Below are 20,858 nucleotides of genomic sequence, written 5' to 3'. Positions count from 1 at the left end.
TTTATGATATAGCCAACCGAAAGAGAAGGTACTCTGTTTCTCGGTTGCTAGAAAAGATAACTGTGGATTTCTATCAGTAAAAGTTGCACCAGTCCTGCTTGTTCCTTAGGCAAGCTAATGACAAGCAGGACTGGAACAACTTTTACTGAAGAAATACCTACAGCTATTTTTTCAATGCAACACTACGAAAAAGAGTACCTTCTCTTTCTGGTCTGGAAAGTATTTCAAAGCATAGATCAAATTAATGGTTTGGATATCTATATACAGAATGTGATAAAGATATTTTTGATTATATCCCTATACTAGAAATAAGTAACATATTGTTTGCAGTGTTTCATTGGAATTTTGATGGTAATGATTCTCGGCTAGAAGTTGTTCCGAATATGCTGAAACTTTAGGTTTATATCTTTACTAGAAATTATAAATATTTTCATAGCTTTTCGGAACAAAAATACTTATAATTTCGATAAGTTATAGATATAAACTAAGTTATTTCATTAATTTAACAAGCACAGCTTTTTGAGCATGTAATCTATTTTCTGATTCATCAAAGATTGAATTCGCATGTTCCTCTAAAACTTCAGCTGATATTTCTTCACCTCTATGGGCTGGAAGACAGTGAAGTACCATGGCACTTTTATCAGCAACTTCCATTAGTTCCTTATTAACTTGGAAGCCTTCAAAGGCTTTAAGTCTTTCAGCAGATTCATCTTCTCTTCCCATACTAGCCCAGACATCAGTAATCACTACATCGGCATTTTTAGCAGCTTCAGACGGGGAAGTAGTGATTGTAAATTGAACTCCTTCTTTTTCTGCAATTTCCTTAGCTCTGCTTAAGTATTTTTCAGAGGCTGTGTAGTTTTTTGGAGATGCGATTGAGAAGTTCATTCCAACTTTTAGACATCCAATCATCAAAGAGTTTGCCATATTATGACCATCACCAATGAATGCAACTTTCAAACCTTCAAGTATGTTTTTGTTCTCCCTTATTGTCATTAAATCAGCTAATACTTGGCATGGGTGTTCTTCATCTGTTAATCCGTTTATAATCGGAATTGATGCGTATTTAGCTAATTTTTCAACTTCGTCTTGAGAGAAAGTTCTAATCATTATTCCTTGTATGAATCTAGAGAGAACTCTTGCTGTATCTTCGATTGGTTCGCCACGACCAATTTGTAAATCTCTATCAGTTAAAAAAAGTGAATTTCCACCTAATTGATACATACCTGTTTCAAAAGAAACTCTAGTTCTAGTAGATGATTTTTCAAATATCATTCCTAAACTTTTACCTTTTAAATGAGGATGTTCTATGCCATGTTTTTGTTCATATTTTAATTGATCCGCTAAGTTCAAAATATCTAAAATTTCTTCTTTAGAAAGATCATCCATTTTTAATAAATCTTTTTTCATACATATGCCTCCAAACAATAAAAATAAACAACGAACAATTAATGAGAAATTTTCAAAGAAATATTTAATCTTAAAAGGTTACTCTATAAATGTTCGTCGTTCATTAATAAACTCTATTCTACAATATTAGATAAAATCTCAAGAATAATATCTATACCAGTCTTTAATTCTTTCTCAGTTATAACAAGTGGTGGGAGAAGTCTTACTACATCTTTTCCAGCTGTTAATACTAATAACCCCTTTTTTATGGCTTCCTTTTGAACTAATCCTGGATCACATTTAACTTTTATTCCAAGCATTAATCCCATACCACGTACATCTACAACTTGAGGATTCTGAGCTTCATCTACAAGCTCTTTTACATAAGCACCTCTTTTAGATATCTTTTCTAAATATTCTTCGTTGCATATTTCTTCAAGAACAACTAAAGCACCAGAGCATGAAACTGGATTAGCTCCAAAAGTTGAACCATGATCACCAGGCTGAAATACATCTGCAACTTTTGATGAACAAAGTATTCCACCAATAGGAAGTCCAGCACCAAGGCCTTTAGCTACAGAAACTATATCAGCTTCTACATCGAAATTATTATATCCGAACATTTTACCTGTTCTACCTATACCGCATTGAACTTCATCGAAGATAACAAGTACATCTTTTTCATTACATATTTTAACTACTTCTTGAACAAAGTCCTTATTAAGTGGAATAACTCCACCTTCACCTTGGATAGCTTCAAGCATTATGGCACAAACATCATTTGTAAGTTTTGCTTTAAAATCTTCTAAATCATTTGCTTTTACATAATCAAAGCCTTCTGTGAAAGGGAAGAAGTATTTGTGGAACTTTTCTTGTCCTGTAGCTTTTAAAGTTGTAATAGTTCTTCCATGAAAAGAATCTATTAATGTAAGAATTTTATTTCTATCAGCCCCATATTTTTCATAACTATACTTTCTTGCGAGTTTTATTGAACCTTCATTAGCTTCAGCACCAGAGTTAGCAAAAAATACTTTGCTCATGTTAGCTTTTTCGGTTAATTCTTTAGCTAATTTTAAACTTGGTTCAGTATGGAAAATGTTTGAAGTATGAGCAACAGTGTTTAATTGAGTACTAGTAGCTTTAACCCATTTTTCATGTCCATATCCTAAGCTGCTAACGCCAATACCGCTAGTAAAATCTAAATATTTATTTTCATCCTGATCGTAAAGGTAAACACCTTCACCATGAGTAAGTATTAGATCTAAACGTCCATAACTATTTACAACATGTTCTTTTGCTTCATTAAAATCGTATGACATAAAATTACCTCCCAATATAAAATCAGTTGACAATTTATAATTAACAATGAGCAGTTAAGAAAGAAACTCTTTTTGGGAATTTGGACCGTGAGTTTCATTCTTAATTGTTCACAGGATGCAAAGAATTAGCATCAATATACATTGTCAATTGTTAATTATTAATAAATCATTGTTCCGATCCCTTCATTAGAGAATAACTCTAAAAGAATAGAATGAGGTACACGTCCATCAAGGATAGTTGCTTTTTCAACACCCATTCTAATTGCTTCAACACAACAATCAATTTTAGGAATCATTCCACCTTTTATTATACCTTCAAGGCATAATTTAGGTATTTGATGTAATCGTAACGTACTAATTAGAGTAGAAATATCTTTTGGATCTTTCATAACTCCTGGCACATCAGTAAGTAGTATCAATCTTTCAGCTTTTAATGCAGATGCAATTTTTGCTGCGCAAGTATCAGCATTTATATTATATGCTTTATTATCATCTTCACCTAAAGCTACACTTCCAACAACGGGTATATATCCTGAACTAATAGTAGTTTTTAATATTTCCGCGTTAACTTTAGTTATTTCACCTACATAACCTAAGTCATTTTCTGATTCTATTTTTTTAGCTTTTAAAAGAGAGCCATCCATTCCACATAAGCCAATAGCTTTTCCGCCAAATTTTTCTATTAAAGAAACTAAATTTTTGTTTACTTTTCCGCCTAAAACCATTTGAACTACTTCAATGGTGATATCATCAGTATATCTTAATCCATTAATAAATTCACTTTTGTGATTTAATCTATTTAATAAATCTGAAATATCAGGACCGCCACCGTGCACTACGATTGGTTCAATTCCAACACATTTCATTAATATAATATCGTTTATTACTGTTTCTCTAAGTTCATCACTTATCATTGCATTTCCACCGTATTTCACTACTATTATTTTTCCACGGTAGCGTTGAATATAAGGTAGTGCGTGAACTAAGACCTCAGCTCTTTCTGTCTGATTCAAGTTAATACCCCCAGTCAATTTAGAATGTACAGTTCATAATTAAAAAATTATGAACTGTACATTAAAATAAATCTAAAATTTATTAATCTATAATTTAGGATTAACTCCTATAGTCGCCATTTATTTTCACATATTCATAGCTTAGATCGCAACCCCAAACATAAGCGCTGTAACCACCTAATGATAAGTTAATTTTAATAATTACTTCATTTTCACTAAGAACTTTCTTTGCAATATCTTCATCGAAAGGTAAAGAGCTACCTGCTTCGCAAACTTTTATTGAGCCAGCCGTACTTTCGAAGGCAACATCAACTTTTTCAGGATCGAAATCAATATTTGCATATCCAAGTGCACAAAGAATTCTTCCCCAGTTTGCATCACTACCAAACATTGCAGTCTTTACTAAACTAGAATTGATAACACTTTTACCTAGAACAACAGCATCTTTTTCATTCTTTGCACCGATTATTTGACATTCTAATAGTTTTGTAGCACCTTCACCATCTTTAGCTATATTTTTAGCCATAATTGTATTTAATTCAGTAAGGGCACTTAAGAAAGTATTATAGCTTTCATCTTTTTCAGTTATAGTAGGATTTTCAGCTAAACCATTAGCTAAAATTAATACCATATCATTAGTACTTGTATCTCCATCAACGCTGACTCTGTTATAAGTTAAACCAACACTTGATTGGAGCGCTTCATGCAGCAATTCTGGAGCGATAGAAAGATCAGTTGTAATAAAAGAAAGCATTGTTCCCATATTTGGCTCAATCATACCAGAGCCTTTTGCCATTGAACCAATAGTGATTTTTTTATCTCCTAAATAAAATTCTAAAGCTAATTGCTTTTGAAAAGTATCTGTTGTCATTATAGCTAAAGATGCATCATTAGATCCATCTTTAGATAGATTTTTAGTAAGCATTGGAATACCATTTTTAATAGCATCTATATTTAAAGGAACCCCAATTACCCCTGTAGATGCAACTAAAACTTCATCTGTTTTTAAGTTTAATTCTTTAGCTTGTAGAGATGTCATCTTCTTAGCTTTATGTAATCCATCATCACCATTACAAGTGTTTGCATTACCACTATTTATTATTATTGCTTGCGCCTTTTTGTTTGATAAATGCTCTTTTGTAATATAAATAGGAGCACCTTTAACTTTATTTTTAGTATACATTCCTGCTGCTGCAGCAGGGATTTCTGAATAAATCAGAGCTAAATCCTTTTTTAAGCTTCCTGGCTTTAATCCACAGTGTATACCAGAAGCTAAGAAACCGTTAGGAGCTGTAACTCCACCATCTATATATTTTATATCCAAATTTATAACCCCCTTTAATTGACTAAAATGCCGGTGCAATTAGATTTAATCCTTCTGCTTCATCAAAACCTAAAATTATATTCATGTTTTGAATTGCTTGTCCGGAAGCGCCTTTAACCATATTATCTATTGTACTAATAACAATGATTTGATCTTCCCTATGATTTAAGTGTAGAGATATATGACAATCATTTGTTAATCGTACATTTTTTATTGAAGCTGTATCACCAAGTGGAAGTACATTTACGAAAGGTTCATCTTTATAAAACTCTGTATATAATTTATGAATTTCTTCAAGATTTACTTTATCTTTTGGAATGCAATAAATCGTTGAAACTATGCCTCTATTAATTGGAAGTAGGTGAGGAGTAAATGTTATATTCACTTTATCTTCTGCCATAGCAGATAATGTTTCTTCAATTTCAGGTGTATGTCTATGAGCTCCTACTTTATAAGGTGCAAAAGTTTCATTTTCTTCTGGAAAGTGAGTATTTAAGGTTAAGCCTCTTCCAGCACCTGTAGTTCCAGATTTAGAATCACAAATAATGTTATCTAATTTTATTAATGAGTTCTTAAGTAATGGCATTAATCCTAATTCTATAGTTGTTGGATAGCAACCAGGATTAGCAACTAAAGAACATTCCTTGATCTTATCTCTATTTAATTCTGGAAGGCCATAAACACTGTCTGAATGTATTTCAGGTTGTGTGAATTTTTTTCCATACCATTTTTCGTATTCTTCTTCGCTGGATAATCTGAAATCGGCACCCATATCAATACAGATTTTTTTATTATCTAGTGCTTTTTTAGCAATATCTTCACTTAATCCATGAGGTAGGGCAGTGAAGATCACATCGCACTTTTCAACAACATCATCAGCAGATTCACAAATTAAATTTGTTTTACTTAAGAAATTTTTATATATATTGCTAATCTCTTGACCCTCAAAGGAAACTGAGCTTAAAGCTGCAACTTCAACCTTTGGGTGAGATAATAATAATCTTAAAAGTTCAGCACCTACATATCCTGTAGCACCAATTATTCCGATTTTAATCACTTTTAAATAGCCCCCTTTTTATTAAATTACAGAGTGAATAATAGTATATTATTTTTCTGCATCTTAATTTTTAACAATAATATTTCAATTGTCTATAAAATTTCATGTTAGAAATTTCATAGACAATTGAAAGTTCTTATTAAAGAAGAAACCTTAAATAAATTTCTTCTTTAATAAGTAATCATATTTATTAAACTTCTTTATGTTCAGCTATAAAATTTTCTAATGCAGTAATTTGCATTTTTACTGATTCTGTAGAAGGACCTCCGATAACTTTACGTTCTTCTACACAAGTTAGTAAATCTATAGCATGATAGATATCTTCTTCAAAGATAGGAGAGAAGTTTTTAAATTCTTCCATAGTTAGTTCTTCAATCATCTTATTATCTTTTATGCATTGTAGAACTATTTCCCCAACGATTTCATGAGCGTTTCTAAATGCCATACCTTTTTTTACTAGGTAGTCAGCTACGTCAGTAGCATTAGTAAATCCAAGACCAGCACCTTTTCTCATATTTTCTTTCTTAACTTTCATTGTTTTAATCATTCCGCAGAAAGTTTTAAGTGAAAGAACAACTGTATCTAATCCATCAAATAGAGCTTCTTTATCTTCTTGCATATCTTTATTATAAGCAAGAGGAATTCCTTTCATAACAGTAAGTAAAGTCATAAGATCTCCGTAAACTCTACCAGTCTTACCTCTAACTAATTCTGCAACATCAGGATTCTTCTTTTGAGGCATAATGCTACTTCCAGTACTATAACCATCATCAAGTTCGATAAAGCTAAACTCATTAGTACACCAAAGAATTATTTCCTCTGAAAATCTTGATAAATGCATCATTATCATTGAAAGACATGAAAGTGTTTCAATAGCGTAATCTCTATCAGATACAGAATCTAAACTGTTTAGTGTAACTTTTGAAAAACCAAGATCACGAGCAACAGCTTCTCTATCAATAGGGTATGTAGATGTTGCTAGTGCGCCAGATCCAAGCGGCATCTCATCAACACGTTTATAGCAATCAGAAAGCCTTCCTAGATCTCTTTTAAACATTTCAGCATAAGCTAAAAGATGATGAGCAAATGTAATTGGCTGAGCCTTTTGCATATGAGTATATCCAGGCATTATTGTACCTATGTTTTCCGTAGCTTTTTCCAAAAGAACTTCTTCCAAAGCTATGATATCTTGGTTTAATGACTTTATAGCTTTCTTTAAATATAATCTTAAATCTAAAGTTACTTGGTCGTTTCTACTTCTGCCAGTATGAAGCATTTTTCCATATTCACCAATGTAATATGTTAAAGTACCTTCAACAAAGCTATGGATATCTTCCGAAGTTTCATCAATTTCTATAACTCCATTATCCATTCTTTTTAATATTTCTAGAAGACCAGAAGTAATCCTATCACTAGCTTCTTTAGAAATTATATTTTGATTCCCAAGCATCGAAGCATGAGCAAGACTTCCTTCAATATCTTCTTTATACATTCTGCTATCAACATTTATAGAAGAATTAAAATCATTAACTAATTTGTCAGTGCCTTTTTTGAATCGTCCGCCCCAAAGCTTCATTACATTTCCTCTTTCTTAATTTTTTCTTGCATTTTAGCTCTTACAACTGTTGGAAGACCATATAGATTTATGAATCCAGCAGAATCCTTTTGATCGTATACTCCATCTTCTCCAAAAGTTGCATATTCTTCACTATATAATGAATAAGGTGAAGTCATTCCGGCATTGACAATATTTCCTTTATATAATTTTAATTTAATTTCTCCTGTAACTGTTTCTTGAGTTTTATTAATGAATTCAGTTAATGCTTCTCTAAGAGGAGTAAACCATTGACCGTTATACACTAAATCAGCAAATTTCAGAGCTATTTGCTCTTTATAATGAGCAGTTTCTCTATCTAGGCAAAGTTCTTCTAAGTCTTTGTGAGCTTTGTAAAGAATAGTTCCACCTGGAGTTTCATAAACACCTCTTGATTTCATACCAACAAGTCTGTTTTCTACCATGTCAGTAATACCAATAGCATTTTCTCCACCAATTTTGTTTAATTCATCTAGTAATTCAACACTGTTCATTTTTTTACCATTTAAGCTAACTGCAATTCCTTTTTCAAAAGACAATGTAATATAAGTTGCTTCGTTTGGAGCAGCTTCTAATGACTTACAAAGTTCTAAAATCTTTTCATATTGTGGTTCATTTTCAGGAAACTCTAAATCTAAACCTTCATGGCTTAAATGCCAGATGTTTTTATCTTTACTATAGTTTGTTTCACGATTTATTTTTAATGGAACATTTTTAGCTTCTGCATATTCAATTTCATCTTCTCTTGATTTAATGTCCCAAATTCTCCATGGAGCTATTATTGGCATTTCTGGAGCAAATGCTTTAACTGCCATTTCAAATCTTACTTGGTCATTTCCTTTACCTGTGCATCCGTGGCAAATTGCATCTGCTCCTTCTGCTTTAGCAATTTCAACTAACCTTTTCCCTATTATTGGTCTAGCGAATGAAGTTCCAAGAAGGTATTTTCCTTCATATATAGCACCAGCTTGAATTGTAGGGAAGATATAATCATCAACAAATTCTTGAGTTAAATCTTCTATATATAATTTTGATGCCCCTGTTTTTATTGCTTTTTCTTCTAATCCGTCCAATTCATCCTTTTGACCTACATTACCGCATACTGCTATAACTTCGCATCCGTAATTTTCTTTAAGCCATGGAATAATAATAGATGTATCTAAGCCTCCTGAATAAGCTAAAACTACTTTGTTATACTTTGTCATTTTAAAAGCCCTCCTCAATATAATAGAAAATATCAGGCATATAAGATAAAATAACAGTCCCCCAAATATACAAACATGCTGGGCTGTTATTTTTGGAATACACCTGGATAAATTAATATAATTTTCTAATCTCATTTGATGTTTATAATTATACAGTTTTATGAAAAAATAATCAAGTGAAAAAAGAAAAAATATTCATAAAAACATTAAAAATATACATAATAAAATAAATACAATGCATAATGAATAAAAAATATGCATAAAATTTTAATTTTTATGCATGAAATTAAATCGTGCATAAGGATATGCAGAAACTGCATATTTATATAGGAATATATTCTTTAAATTAATTTCGGATAAAATTATAAAAACACCAATTTAAAGTATATTCTCGAAGTTTGGCATTTGCAGCTTCTTTATATGCTCGATACTGTGTTTTACTAAATGTAAAGATGTATGCGCATCTGTTGCATTTTCATGAACTAGGTATGTACATAATCTTACAGATTCATCTAATAAATTATCAAACTCTTGATGACTAAGATAAATAGAAGTTATATTATTATTTTCTTCAATAAAGTTTAATAATTCAAGAGATTGAGAATAAGCCTCTTCCATTTTATCACTGGTGATTTTAGATTCTATATCTTCAGCTTGTGAGCTGATATTATCACATAATTTGAGAATTGAATTATTTAAAAAATAAACACAGGTAATTGTTAAGATAAATATAAGGATTGATAATATTGCATTTCTCATTTTTTAGCCTCCTTCTCATATTCATCAAAAAGTTGGTATTTAAAATTGCCTTCAGTATCATATGAAGCAATAAGTACATGTTTTATTGAAGAAATATTATATTTTTTTAATAAAACATTTATCCATTTTTCATCTTTATTCATAGAAATAATAGAGTTTTTATGTATTTTACCATCAGAAATTAATATTCTAGGTAATTTAACTTCAGAATTTTTAGAGTTATTTCCAGAAGTTGAGTTGGATTTTTTAGAAGAATTATAATCCATGGGAAGTATCGATATTTGTCCATCGTTTTCTAGTATTGCGTATTGAATTTCATCAAGATTAAAATAATTTAAAAGGCGTAATTCTTCTAATAATTCATCTATGTTTAATTGCTGCTTCTTAAGGGTTTGATAATTGATTTTCCCTTTGTTTATTAAGATGCATGGCTCACCATCAACAAGTTTTCTTGTACTTTGAAATTTCAATCCCAGCTGAGTCAGAATTGTTTTTAAAAACAATAAAGTTATGATAGGGATAATTCCTAGTAATAATGGCAATCTCGTATCTTGCATAGGCAAGGATGCTAAATCTGAAATCATAATTGTTATTACGAACTCATATGGTTGAAGTTCGCCTATCTGTCGTTTACCCATTAATCGCATCGTTACTACAACTAGCAAGTATAAAATCGCAGTTCTAATTGATACCACAAACATTAAAAAATCACCTCGAAAATAATATCTGCAAAAAATAAATTAATATACACACCTTAGAAAAGAGCAGCTATGCTGCAATTCGGATCATTTCGCCTTAGAAAAAGCAGCCATGCTGCAATCAGGATTATTTCACCTATAAAAAAGCAGCTATATTACATACAAGAATATTTCTTGGTAAGTTTTGAATTGCTAGTCTCTTACATAGACCTAATAAAAAAGTTTATCCTTTTTATTAAAAATGTATATAATATATTTGAAACCATTAATTTGGTGCTGAAAACTTAAAAAAATTAAGAATTTAAAATTAATAATTGAGAGTAACATATATTTTAGTGAAGAAAATTAAATTAATTAGGTACTCATAAAATTAATTTGTTGAAAGGAAAGGTTTGGATAATATGATTGATAAAGGGATTGAACTAAAAGATTTGAATATTAAAGCCAAAAAAGGATTAACATTTTATGAGTTAATTATTGATAGCTATAAAGGTATAGCCAAAGACGTAGCTATATGTAAGCTAAACGGGAAATATCATGAATTAACTGAAGTGATAGAAGATGATGGAGATGTAGAGCTAATAGGATTTGAAACTGAACTAGGAATGAAAATTTATACTAGGACACTACAATTTATTTTTATAAAAGTAGCCTTAGATTTATTCCCGGGATCAAAAATAACTATTGACCATGCTATAAGTGATGCTGTTTATGGAGAAGTCCATAAAGAGAAGATGTTAAGTAAAGGTGATATAGACAAAATAAAAGTAAAAATGCAGGAAATAATAAATAAGGATATTCCAATAAAAAGCTTTAGGACTTCTAAGGAAGAAGCGATAAATATTTTTACAGGATATAAAATGGAGGATAAAGTTAAACTTTTAAAATATCATGACATACAATATGTTCATCTTTATGAACTGGAGGGAAGGTATGACTATTTTTATGGTCCTATGGGCTATTCTACAGGAATAATAAATATTTTTGATGTATTTAAATACGAATCAGGCTTCATTCTGCAAATACCAGAAAGAAAAAATTTAAGTGAACTTGCTGAGTTTAGAGAAGAGAAAAGCCTAACGAAGATTTTCATAGAAACACAAAGATGGTTAAATATATTAGGAATAGAAGATGTCGGAACTTTAAATGAAAAAGTCAAAAATAATGAATTAAGAGATATAATAATGATTTCAGAAGGGCTACATGAAAAGAAGATTGCCAATATTGCTGATGAAATATTAAATCGAAAAGATGTAAAAATTATATTTATTGCAGGACCATCCTCTTCGGGGAAAACTACTTTTGCAAATAGATTGAGCATACAGCTCAAGGTAAATGGCCTAATACCTATACCATTATCTTTGGATAATTACTTTGTTAACCGAGTGGATACTCCTAAGGATGAAAATGGTGAATATGATTACGAATCAATTGATGCTTTAGATTTAGAACTACTAAATAAGAACCTAGAAGGATTAATGAGAGGGGAAGATGTAGATCTTCCTATTTATAATTTTAAAACTGGAGAAAAGGAATGGAAAGACTATAAAGTTAAAGTTCCTAAAAATGGTGTATTAATTCTTGAAGGAATTCATGGATTAAATCCAGCATTAATTTCAAACAATTTAAATAGTAAGGTTTTTAAAATATATATATCTGCACTAACTCAATTAAATATAGATAACCATAATAGAATTTCAACGACAGATGTAAGAAAGGTTAGGAGAATCGTTAGGGATTCCTTATCAAGGGGATATAAAGCAGAAGATACATTAAAGATGTGGAAATCTATAAAAAGAGGCGAAAAAAATAATATATTTGTTTATCAAGAGGAAGCCGATGTTGCCTTTAATTCTACGTTAGTTTATGAACTTGGGGTGTTGAAGCCTTATGCATTAGAAGAATTAAATAAAATAGGTGAAGAAAGTTCTGTATATTCAGAGGCAATAAGATTGAAGTCTTTCCTAAGTTTCTTTAAAGAAATTAATGTTGATGAGGTGCCAAAGAATTCTCTTTTAAGAGAATTTATAGGTGGATCAGTTTTCTACGAGTATTAAAGGTATTGTGTATTAGCAAAATATAAAAATACTTGCAGTAAACTTAAATTAAGACTATATTCATGCAAGTATTTTTATTTTTCTTCGATTATCAATATCCTTGATGGATGATATTTACAATATTGAATATAATTGATATGCTTGAAATACAAGAAACATCTGAAATCACAAAAGGTATCTGTGAAACTCTTAAAGTAATCGCAATACATAGAAATAGAATACATATATGTATTCTATTTCTGTTGTTCATTGCTTCACTTTAAGTGCTTCACAATACCTTTAATTTGTGATTTAATAAATGTAAAATCACCCAAACTAAAGATAGAATATACCTAGAAAAGAAAAGGGAGTAGTAAGTTAATGAAAAACGTAGGAGTTTTTGATATATTAGGGCCAATAATGATAGGACCATCAAGTTCACATACAGCAGGAGCTGCAAGACTTGGGAAAATAGCTAGGAGTATTGCTGGTGGAGACATAGCAGAGGTAACGTTTTTATTACATGGTTCTTTTGCCAAGACATATAAAGGGCATGGAACAGATAGGGCATTAGTTGCAGGTATTCTAGGAATGGAACCAAGTGATGAAAAGCTTAGATATTCAATTGATATAGCAAAAGAAAAGAACATTAATTTCTTATTTAAAGAAATGGATTTAGGGGATGTACACCCTAATACAGTGAAATTTATTATGCGTACTACAAATGATAAATATTGTGAGGTTATGGGATCATCTATAGGTGGAGGGAATATTAAAATTACTAGAGTGAATGATAATGAAGTAGATTTTACTGGAATGTATGAGACTTTGATTATAGCCCATAAAGATGCACCAGGAGCAATTAATAAAGTGACAAGTATACTTTATTGTGAAAACATAAATGTAGCTTTTATGAGAGTCTTTAGACACCAAAGAGGTGAAGAGGCTATAATGATTTTTGAGATGGATAACAAAGTAAGTGATAACGTAATAAAACAAATTGAAAATATTGAGTTAGTACATAAGGTGATTTCAATAAGCCCGGCAAAGGAAGTGGAGTAATAATGATCGCAAAAACAGGAGAAGAATTATTAGAGATATGTAATAAATATAATATTTCATTAGGTGAATATGCATTGAGATTTGAGATAGAGGAAAAAGGATTAACAAGAGAAGAAGTAGTTGAGAAAATGAGAAAAAACTTAAAAGTTATGATTTCAGCAGCTAATGAAGGTATGGAGAAAGAAGTTTATTCAGTAAGCGGACTTATTGGTGGAGACGCTTTTAAAATACATAACTACATTAAAAAAGGTGGCGCTCTAACTGGAGATGTAACTAATATGGCCATGGCTATGGCGCTCTCATCCTCAGAAGTTAATGCGTCAATGGGAAAAATTGTTGCATGTCCAACAGCAGGGTCCTGCGGGATATTGCCCGCAGTGATTTTAAGTGCGGGCAATAAGCTTGGTTTAGATGAAGATGGGCTTATAAATGGTTTATTTGCAGCTACATCAGTTGGAATGATAATAGCATTAAACGCAACATTAGCAGGTGCAGAAGGTGGATGCCAAGCAGAATGTGGATCAGCATCTGCCATGGGAGCAGCCGCTGTAGTAGAAATGATGGGTGGAACTCCGGAAATGAGTTTAAACGCAGCCGCTATAGTAATAAAGAATGTTCTAGGCCTTGTCTGTGATCCAGTAGCAGGACTTGTTGAAATTCCTTGTGCTAAGAGAAATGCCCAAGGAGCTATAACAGCATTATGCATGGCGGATATGGTGATGGCAGGAGTAGCATCCAAAATACCATTTGATGATACAGTGAGCGCAATGTATAAAGTTGGAAAGAGCTTGCCAGAATCTCTTAGAGAAACGGCTTTAGGTGGAATAGCTATAACTAAAGAAGGCCTAAAATTGAAAGAGCAAGTTTTTGGGAAAGAAAAATAATACATTTACTAAAGGTATTGAGAAGAACTTAATGTGAAGCGAGAACAACCGAAATAGAAGACATATATGTTCCTCAGGACTATGAAAAATCTCGCTGGGAATATCTAAATTAAAAGTTGCACCACTTCTGCATGCTCCTGCGGCAAGCGCATGACAAGCAAAAGCGGAACAACTTTTAATTAAGATATTCCAGCAGCTTATTTTTCAATGCCTGCTTCACATATATGTCTTCTATTTCTTTGTTTTGCTATCACTTTAAGTACTTCACAATACCTTTATGATGTGTATTATAGCGATTGGCATTCTATATTTCCTTATATAGATTTACTTCTCCGTTACCAATACGATATTCACCTAATAAAGGAACTATTCTTTTAAAATGTTCACTACTATTATGTAACTCGATTGCTTTCTGATCTTGCCATTCTTCTATGAAGGTAATTACGGATTCATCATTTATATCTTGAAATAGGCTATAAGAGATACAGCCAGATTCTTGTCTACTTTTATCAATTAAATCTTTCGCTAATTGAAGGTAGTTGTCTTTTTCTTCAGTTTTAATAACACTCTTTGCTACTATTTTTATCATAGTAATTTCCCCATTTCTATTTTTTTATATAGTTTAGTATATCATTTGATAACAATTTGTGTAACTAATATATGGAATAATGACCATAGATTAATTAGCATTATATTAAGTCATAAAGTAACTAATTATTGTTTAGGTATCTTAATTTGTATATAATTAACTATAAAATTGCCGATTTTATTCAGTATATAAGCCATAATATTTTTAGAAGAGGAGTTAATATGAATTTGATGGGAAGAGAGCAAATTACTATTCTTGTAGTAGACGATGAAAAAAGTATAATTGATTTTATACAAATGGGATTAGAATCAGAGGGATACATAGTGTACACAGCCTTAAATGGAAATGATGCAATTGAACTAGCTAATAAAGTAAATCCTAATATCGTTATATTAGATGTCATGTTACCAGGAATGGATGGATATGAAGTATGTTCTATTATAAAAAGGTCTACAAAAGCATCGATCATTATGCTTACAGCTTTAGATGAAGTAGATGATAAGGTAAAAGGATTAGATATTGGGGCTGATGATTATATGGCAAAGCCTTTTAGCTTTAAGGAACTTCTAGCACGTATTAATGCAAGAATAAGGAATAGTTTTCCTGAGTTAAATAGTATTACAAGTGTTGGGAATTTTACTATAGATGATAAGGCTCATGAAATGACTTATTGCGGAAGAATCTTAGAACTACCCCCAACACAATATAATTTATTGAAGTTTTTGATTATGAATAATGGAATGGCTTTAAGTAAATCATTAATACTTGAAAAGGTATGGGGATATGACTTTAATGGAGAAGAGAACATTGTTGAAGTATATATTAGATACTTAAGAGATAAGATAGATGATAAGGAGCATAATATTATAAGGACGGTGCGTGGCGTAGGGTATAAAATGGTGGCACAATGAAGAAAGTAAGAAATAAACTGAAAATAAAAAGTTTGAAATGGCAATTGCTATTTCGTTTCCTCATTATATTATTAATTTTATTAAGTGTAATGGGGATTTTCCAGTATATAAGCATGAGAGAATACTTATATGGGAGTAAACTTCAACTTTTACAGCAAAAATTTCATGAATTAGATTTAAAGAATTTATCAGAGGAAGATATAGAAGATATAGTTGAAGATAATCCAGAAGAAGTTTTAAAGAGGTTAGAAGATAAACACATGAGCATAGCGCTAATAAATAAGAGTGGAGAACCATTTTTGAAAATTAGAAACACAGATATTATCCATTCTTCAATTTCTGAAGATGATGATGATGGCGATGATGATAGCAAAGACGATGATTATAAAGATTTACTTGACAAGAAAATAGTAGAAATACCAGTACCAGTACTTTCTCCAAAAGATTATATTAGTATTTCTAACGAAAGTGGAAATTTAGAACATACATACAGAGTTGTAAAAGATCCTAATAATAAGTTGCAATTAGTTGCATTTAGGAAGGTTGGGGATTTGAATTCATCTTCAGGACTAATACAATTGAGTACACCAATAGAGGATATTACAAGTATTTTAGACAGACAGGAGTATGTACACATTAGTCTTTCCATCATGATTCTTATAATGGGAACAATACTTGGAATTACTATTTTTAATCGAACATTGAAGCCGTTATATAAGATAACTGAGACTGTGGAAGGAATAAGTGTAACTGATCTACATACAAGACTTGCTGAAGAAAATGGTCAACTAGAAATTGATAGATTATCAAAATCTTTTAATATTATGCTGGAAAGAATAGAGATATCATTTGAAAAAGAACAGTTTATAAAGGAAAAAATGAGACGTTTTGTATCTGATGCATCACATGAATTACGTACGCCACTAACCTCAATTCATGGCTTTGTTGAAGTATTGTTAAGAGGAGCAGCAAAAAATCAGGAAAAACTAGATTTAGCTCTAAACAGTATATTGATGGAAAGCGAAAGGCTTGCAAAATTGGTAAATGATCTTTTGGTGTTAACAAAGTTAGATCAACAGCCAGTTGTTGAAATAAACAAGGAAAATTTAAATGATATTATAAATGAAATAATCCCTCAACTCCAGATACTTTCTAAAGATCGAACTTTAAACTTAAAATTGAAGGACGATATATATGTATATATAAATAAAAATCAAATTAAACAGGTCATATTCAACATAACCCAAAATGCTGTGATTCATACTGATAAAGAAAAAGGTGTTATAACAATTTCTACAGATATTGAAAATTACAAAAATAAAACCTTCGCAGTTTTAAAGATATCCGATAATGGGACTGGTATACCTAAAGAGCATTTAGATAAAATATATGATAGATTTTTCAGAAGTGATTCTCACAGATCTAGGGAACAAGGAGGATATGGGTTAGGGCTTTCTATAGTAAAATCAATAATTGATAGCAATCGTGGGGAAATCAGCGTAGAAAGCGAGCTTGGAGTTGGGACAACATTTTCAATATATTTAAGATTACAAAATAAGGCAGATATATTTAATATTTTTTGATTGTGTCTAAAATTTAGAAAGGATGTTACAAAATAAGTTTATTATATTATTTTGCAACATCTTTTTTAGTATATTTAGTTATTCTATTGATTAAAATATCAACGCATCTCTAGATTAAGACGTTGTCAAGGAAAATCTGGGTCTGGAATTTTATATAATTCTCAGCAAATTCTAAGCTTGCACTAAGGATACATTAAGACTCTTTTGTTATAATTTCAACAATGAGGAGATTCATATATAGTTTAGGTAGGTGAGTATTATAAGTATAGTAAGTATTTTCATAGTGATGATTGGAATAATAATAGCTATTTTATTTTTTGTATTTGTGACGGGTAAATATGAAAAACATGAAGTAGCTAATAGTAGTTATGCTCTTGGAACTTTGATTAATTTAAGAGCAAGTGGAAATAAAGCTCAAATGGCAATAGATAAAGCGACAGAAAGGCTAAACGAAATTGATGATAGAATGTCAGCTTTTAAAGAAAGTAGTGACATATCAAAAGTAAATTTGAGTGCAGGAACTATGGCAGAGAAAGTAAATAGTGATACTTATTTTGTAGTTAAAAAGGCTATAGAGTACAGTGAAATTTTAGAAGGTACTTTTGATCCAACAATAAGACCATTAGTAACGTTATGGAGCATAGGTACAAAAGAAGAAAAAATTCCGGAAAAGTCGCAAATAGAGAAGACGTTAAAACTTGTAAACTATAATGATGTTATTTTTGATGAAGAAAATAATTCAATAATGCTAAAAAATAATAATCAGGCTTTAGATGTTGGGGGAATAGCAAAAGGATTTGCAGCTGATGAAGTAAGAGATATTTTTTACCAGCATAATATTAAAAGTGCATTAATTGATTTAGGTGGAAACATTTTTGCTCTCGGAAGTAAGGAGGATGGTTCAGATTGGAAGGTTGGAATTCAAAGCCCATTTAAATCTAGGGGAGAATATGTGGGAATATTAAGTGTAAAGAATAAATCAATAGTTACCTCAGGTAATTATGAAAGATATTTTATGAAAGATAGAAAGAGATTTCATCATATAATTGATCCTAAAACAGGATATCCATCTGAAAGCAAAATCATAAGTGCAACTATTATATCTGATAATTCAATTGACGGAGATGGCTTATCAACTGGTGTTTATATAATTGGCATTGATAAAGCTATGAAGATTATAGAGACTATAGAGGGGATTGACGCTATATTTATTACAGAAGATAAGAAAGTATATAAAACATCAGGCATTGATGAAAGTATTTTTACATTAACAGATAGCGAATTTTTTGAAGAACTATAGCATAAGAGAAGGAGTAATAAGTATGGCTAAGAAAATAAAGAAATCCCAGGTTTTAAGATATTGTGTTCAATTAATATTATTTTTATTATTACCAGGTTTATATGCAATGACTTTTAGTGAATTAAGAACAGTATATGAAATGATTATTAAAGGGAACTTTAATTTCCTTCAAGCATTACCAAGCTTAGTAGAATTTGTGGCAGTAATGTTTTTAACCATAATAGCAGGAAGATGGTTTTGTGGCTGGATGTGTGCTTTTGGGGCTTATAATGATTTAATATACTTTATATCAAAAAAGATATTTAAAGGTAAATTTAAAGTAAATGAAAAAGTTGATTCTATACTTAAATATGTAAAATATGTGGTATTAATATTCATAATAATTATTTCATGGACAATAGGAAGTAATATTTTAGAAAGCACAAGTCCTTGGGATGTATTTGGACAAATAACTAATATATCAACTGTTCTTTCTAATTTGCTTATTGGACTTGTATTATTAGTTTTAATTACTATAGGAGCATTTTTTATTGAAAGATTTTTCTGCAGATATTTATGTCCTTTAGGTGCTGTATTTTCAATAATTTCTAAGGTTGGAATAACAAAAATTAATAAGCCAAAAGCTGATTGTGGTAAATGTAGAGCGTGTACAATGAATTGTTCAATGGGATTACAACTTTATAAGGTTGATAAAGTTAAAGGTGGAGATTGCATAAACTGCCTAAAGTGTACAGAGGTTTGCCCTAGAAATAATGCTAATGCGAATATACTAGGACAAGATCTGAATGCTGCATTAACTGGTTCTGTGGCAATGGCTGCAATGTTAGGTGTTTATGGATTTACAAACTTCGGAGTTGACGCTTTAACTAAGGCAGGGATAATTTCTAGTGATAGTGCAGTTTCTAGTAGTGAATATTCAAGTAATCCAACTTTAGCTAATGATTCACAAAAGTATAAAGATGGGATATATACTGGAAGTGGTCAAGGGTTTAATGGAGGAACAACTAAAGTTTCCATCACAATAGCTGATGGAAAAATATCAAAGATCGATATTTTATCAAATGGGGATGATCGTCAATATTTTGAGAGAGCATCAGGAATAATAACAAAAGAAATACTATCAAAGCAATCAACAGATGTTGATGTAGTATCAGGAGCGACTTATAGTTCTAAAGGAATCCTAAGTGCAGTTAAGGACGCGTTAGGAAAAGCATCTGGTACTGATTCAGACAGTGATGCTTCAAACAATAGTAATGAAACTAAAGATCAAGCAGCAGCTTCAGTTCCAGCTCCAGAAGCAAGCTCGAAAAATAAAATCTTAGATACAGGAGATAGTGTTAAGGTAACCGCTTCGAAATTTAAAGATGGAACATATATAGGAACTGGAACAGGATTTGAAGGTGCAACAACTAAAATATCCGTTACTATAGCTAATGGAAAAATGAATAGTATTAAAACTTCATCTTATGGGGACACTCCAGAGTTTTATCAAAAGGCTTCAGGTGTTCTAATAAATAAAATGCTTTCAAGTCAATCAACAGTTGTAGATACAGTTTCGGGGGCCACTTTTAGTTCAAGGGGAATTATAGATGCAGTTAAAAATGCATTGAATCAAGCAGGTGTTCCTGATTCAGGCAGCAATGCTAGTAGTGCTGTTTCTAGCGATAATACGTCTAAGGGCGGACCACCAACACCACCAGTGGCAAACTCAAAAAGTACTCCACCGCCAGTTTCAGAGCAAACAGGTGCAACACCACCGCCAGTGGTAAATCAAAAGGGTACATCTTCTAACTCAACAGCAAGCCAAGGAGTCACAGGTTCAAGTGGAAGTACTAGTGGAGGAACAACTAGTAAGGGGAAATATAAAGATGGAACTTATGCAGGTAGTGGATCAGGCTTTGGAGGAACAACTAAAATTTCTGTTGCTATAACTAACGGAAAGATAGTAAGTATAAGTACTATATCAAATGAAGATACTTCAAGATATTATAATAGAGCTATAGGAACAATAACAAACAGTGTGATTTCAAAGCAGTCAGCTTCTGTAGACACCGTGTCTGGTGCAACATATAGCAGTAACGGTATAATTGAGGCAATAAGAAATGCTTTAAGTCAAGCAAAATAATAAAAAGAGA

Annotated in this window: 17 protein-coding genes; 7 read left to right on the top strand and 10 right to left on the bottom strand. The window is 31.2% G+C overall.

Translation table 11 applies throughout. The features are described 5' to 3' along the window. Positions 1-489: 489 nt before the first annotated feature. The 9 genes from argF to D2A34_RS03275 form a co-directional block, all read right to left on the bottom strand. Positions 490-1,410, bottom strand: coding sequence for an ornithine carbamoyltransferase (gene argF, locus D2A34_RS03315; protein ID WP_119365699.1), 921 nt, complete (start codon positions 1,408-1,410; stop codon positions 490-492). A gap of 113 nt (positions 1,411-1,523) precedes the next feature. Then, positions 1,524-2,708, bottom strand: a complete 1,185-nt coding sequence (locus D2A34_RS03310) for an aspartate aminotransferase family protein (protein ID WP_079439372.1) — start codon at positions 2,706-2,708, stop codon at positions 1,524-1,526. A gap of 158 nt (positions 2,709-2,866) precedes the next feature. Further along, positions 2,867-3,721 carry an acetylglutamate kinase gene (gene argB / locus D2A34_RS03305; protein WP_079439371.1) on the bottom strand — a complete coding sequence of 285 codons (855 nt, stop codon included), beginning with the start codon at positions 3,719-3,721 and terminating at the stop codon, positions 2,867-2,869. A 100-nt stretch (positions 3,722-3,821) separates the two neighbouring features. Beyond that, positions 3,822-5,045 (bottom strand): bifunctional glutamate N-acetyltransferase/amino-acid acetyltransferase ArgJ, encoded by a 1,224-nt coding sequence (gene argJ / locus D2A34_RS03300; RefSeq protein ID WP_079439370.1) that lies wholly within the window; start codon positions 5,043-5,045, stop codon positions 3,822-3,824. A 22-nt stretch (positions 5,046-5,067) separates the two neighbouring features. After that, a complete protein-coding gene (gene argC, locus D2A34_RS03295) occupies positions 5,068-6,102 on the bottom strand; it encodes an N-acetyl-gamma-glutamyl-phosphate reductase (protein WP_079439369.1) in 1,035 nt (344 codons plus the stop codon). A 190-nt stretch (positions 6,103-6,292) separates the two neighbouring features. Then, positions 6,293-7,678: an argininosuccinate lyase gene (gene argH, locus D2A34_RS03290; RefSeq protein WP_079439368.1), complete on the bottom strand. Its 1,386-nt coding sequence runs from the start codon at positions 7,676-7,678 to the stop codon at positions 6,293-6,295. Next, the gene (locus D2A34_RS03285; RefSeq protein ID WP_079439367.1) at positions 7,678-8,901 is read right to left on the bottom strand and encodes an argininosuccinate synthase; all 1,224 of its coding nucleotides are present in this window, start codon (positions 8,899-8,901) and stop codon (positions 7,678-7,680) included. Before D2A34_RS03285 ends, argH begins: the two co-directional genes overlap by 1 nt. A 378-nt stretch (positions 8,902-9,279) precedes the next feature. Then, a complete protein-coding gene (locus tag D2A34_RS03280) occupies positions 9,280-9,660 on the bottom strand; it encodes a DUF4363 family protein (protein ID WP_079439366.1) in 381 nt (126 codons plus the stop codon). Next, complete coding sequence (locus D2A34_RS03275; RefSeq protein WP_079439365.1) at positions 9,657-10,361, bottom strand: DUF421 domain-containing protein; 705 nt, start codon at positions 10,359-10,361, stop codon at positions 9,657-9,659. The genes D2A34_RS03280 and D2A34_RS03275 overlap by 4 nt, the downstream gene beginning before the upstream one ends. Positions 10,362-10,759: 398 nt before the next feature. Here D2A34_RS03275 and D2A34_RS03270 point away from each other — a divergent pair, with 398 nt between their 5' ends. From D2A34_RS03270 to sdaAA, 3 genes are all read left to right on the top strand, one after another. After that, positions 10,760-12,415: a nucleoside kinase gene (locus D2A34_RS03270; protein ID WP_079439364.1), complete on the top strand. Its 1,656-nt coding sequence runs from the start codon at positions 10,760-10,762 to the stop codon at positions 12,413-12,415. 360 nt (positions 12,416-12,775) lie between these two features. Further along, a complete protein-coding gene (gene sdaAB, locus D2A34_RS03265) occupies positions 12,776-13,456 on the top strand; it encodes an L-serine ammonia-lyase, iron-sulfur-dependent subunit beta (protein ID WP_079439363.1) in 681 nt (226 codons plus the stop codon). 2 nt (positions 13,457-13,458) lie between these two features. Then, entirely contained in the window at positions 13,459-14,340 is an 882-nt protein-coding gene (gene sdaAA, locus D2A34_RS03260; protein ID WP_079439362.1) for an L-serine ammonia-lyase, iron-sulfur-dependent, subunit alpha, read from the top strand. Positions 14,341-14,644: 304 nt separating this feature from the next. Here sdaAA and D2A34_RS03255 read toward each other — a convergent pair whose 3' ends face one another. Then, entirely contained in the window at positions 14,645-14,929 is a 285-nt protein-coding gene (locus D2A34_RS03255) for a putative quinol monooxygenase (RefSeq protein ID WP_119365698.1), read from the bottom strand. Between the two features lie 221 nt (positions 14,930-15,150). Here D2A34_RS03255 and D2A34_RS03250 point away from each other — a divergent pair, with 221 nt between their 5' ends. The 4 genes from D2A34_RS03250 to D2A34_RS03235 all read left to right on the top strand — a co-directional run bounded on the left by D2A34_RS03250 (position 15,151) and on the right by D2A34_RS03235 (position 20,848). Then, entirely contained in the window at positions 15,151-15,840 is a 690-nt protein-coding gene (locus tag D2A34_RS03250; protein WP_079439360.1) for a response regulator transcription factor, read from the top strand. Then, complete coding sequence (locus tag D2A34_RS03245; RefSeq protein WP_079439359.1) at positions 15,837-17,423, top strand: sensor histidine kinase; 1,587 nt, start codon at positions 15,837-15,839, stop codon at positions 17,421-17,423. Before D2A34_RS03250 ends, D2A34_RS03245 begins: the two co-directional genes overlap by 4 nt. Before the next feature lie 250 nt (positions 17,424-17,673). Next, positions 17,674-18,723 carry an FAD:protein FMN transferase gene (locus D2A34_RS03240; protein ID WP_079439358.1) on the top strand — a complete coding sequence of 350 codons (1,050 nt, stop codon included), beginning with the start codon at positions 17,674-17,676 and terminating at the stop codon, positions 18,721-18,723. A gap of 22 nt (positions 18,724-18,745) precedes the next feature. After that, a complete protein-coding gene (locus D2A34_RS03235; protein WP_119365697.1) occupies positions 18,746-20,848 on the top strand; it encodes an FMN-binding protein in 2,103 nt (700 codons plus the stop codon). Positions 20,849-20,858: the final 10 nt, after the last annotated feature.

The organism is Clostridium chromiireducens (genome assembly GCF_003575225.1).
Classification (GTDB): Bacteria; Bacillota; Clostridia; order Clostridiales; family Clostridiaceae; genus Clostridium; species Clostridium chromiireducens.
The sequence above is the reverse complement of the archived record's forward strand: the minus strand, read 5'-3'. Positions and strand labels throughout refer to the sequence as shown.

Bases quoted from the DNA above. Each gene is read 5' to 3' on its own strand.
- argF (WP_119365699.1), bottom strand. From the start codon at position 1,410: ATGAAAAAAGATTTATTAAAAATGGATGATCTTTCTAAAGAAGAAATT.
- D2A34_RS03310 (WP_079439372.1), bottom strand. From the start codon at position 2,708: ATGTCATACGATTTTAATGAAGCAAAAGAACATGTTGTAAATAGTTAT.
- argH (WP_079439368.1), bottom strand. From the start codon at position 7,678: ATGAAGCTTTGGGGCGGACGATTCAAAAAAGGCACTGACAAATTAGTT.
- D2A34_RS03285 (WP_079439367.1), bottom strand. From the start codon at position 8,901: ATGACAAAGTATAACAAAGTAGTTTTAGCTTATTCAGGAGGCTTAGAT.
- D2A34_RS03280 (WP_079439366.1), bottom strand. From the start codon at position 9,660: ATGAGAAATGCAATATTATCAATCCTTATATTTATCTTAACAATTACC.
- D2A34_RS03275 (WP_079439365.1), bottom strand. From the start codon at position 10,361: ATGTTTGTGGTATCAATTAGAACTGCGATTTTATACTTGCTAGTTGTA.
- D2A34_RS03270 (WP_079439364.1), top strand. From the start codon at position 10,760: ATGATTGATAAAGGGATTGAACTAAAAGATTTGAATATTAAAGCCAAA.
- sdaAB (WP_079439363.1), top strand. From the start codon at position 12,776: ATGAAAAACGTAGGAGTTTTTGATATATTAGGGCCAATAATGATAGGA.
- sdaAA (WP_079439362.1), top strand. From the start codon at position 13,459: ATGATCGCAAAAACAGGAGAAGAATTATTAGAGATATGTAATAAATAT.
- D2A34_RS03255 (WP_119365698.1), bottom strand. From the start codon at position 14,929: ATGATAAAAATAGTAGCAAAGAGTGTTATTAAAACTGAAGAAAAAGAC.
- D2A34_RS03250 (WP_079439360.1), top strand. From the start codon at position 15,151: ATGAATTTGATGGGAAGAGAGCAAATTACTATTCTTGTAGTAGACGAT.
- D2A34_RS03245 (WP_079439359.1), top strand. From the start codon at position 15,837: ATGAAGAAAGTAAGAAATAAACTGAAAATAAAAAGTTTGAAATGGCAA.
- D2A34_RS03235 (WP_119365697.1), top strand. From the start codon at position 18,746: ATGGCTAAGAAAATAAAGAAATCCCAGGTTTTAAGATATTGTGTTCAA.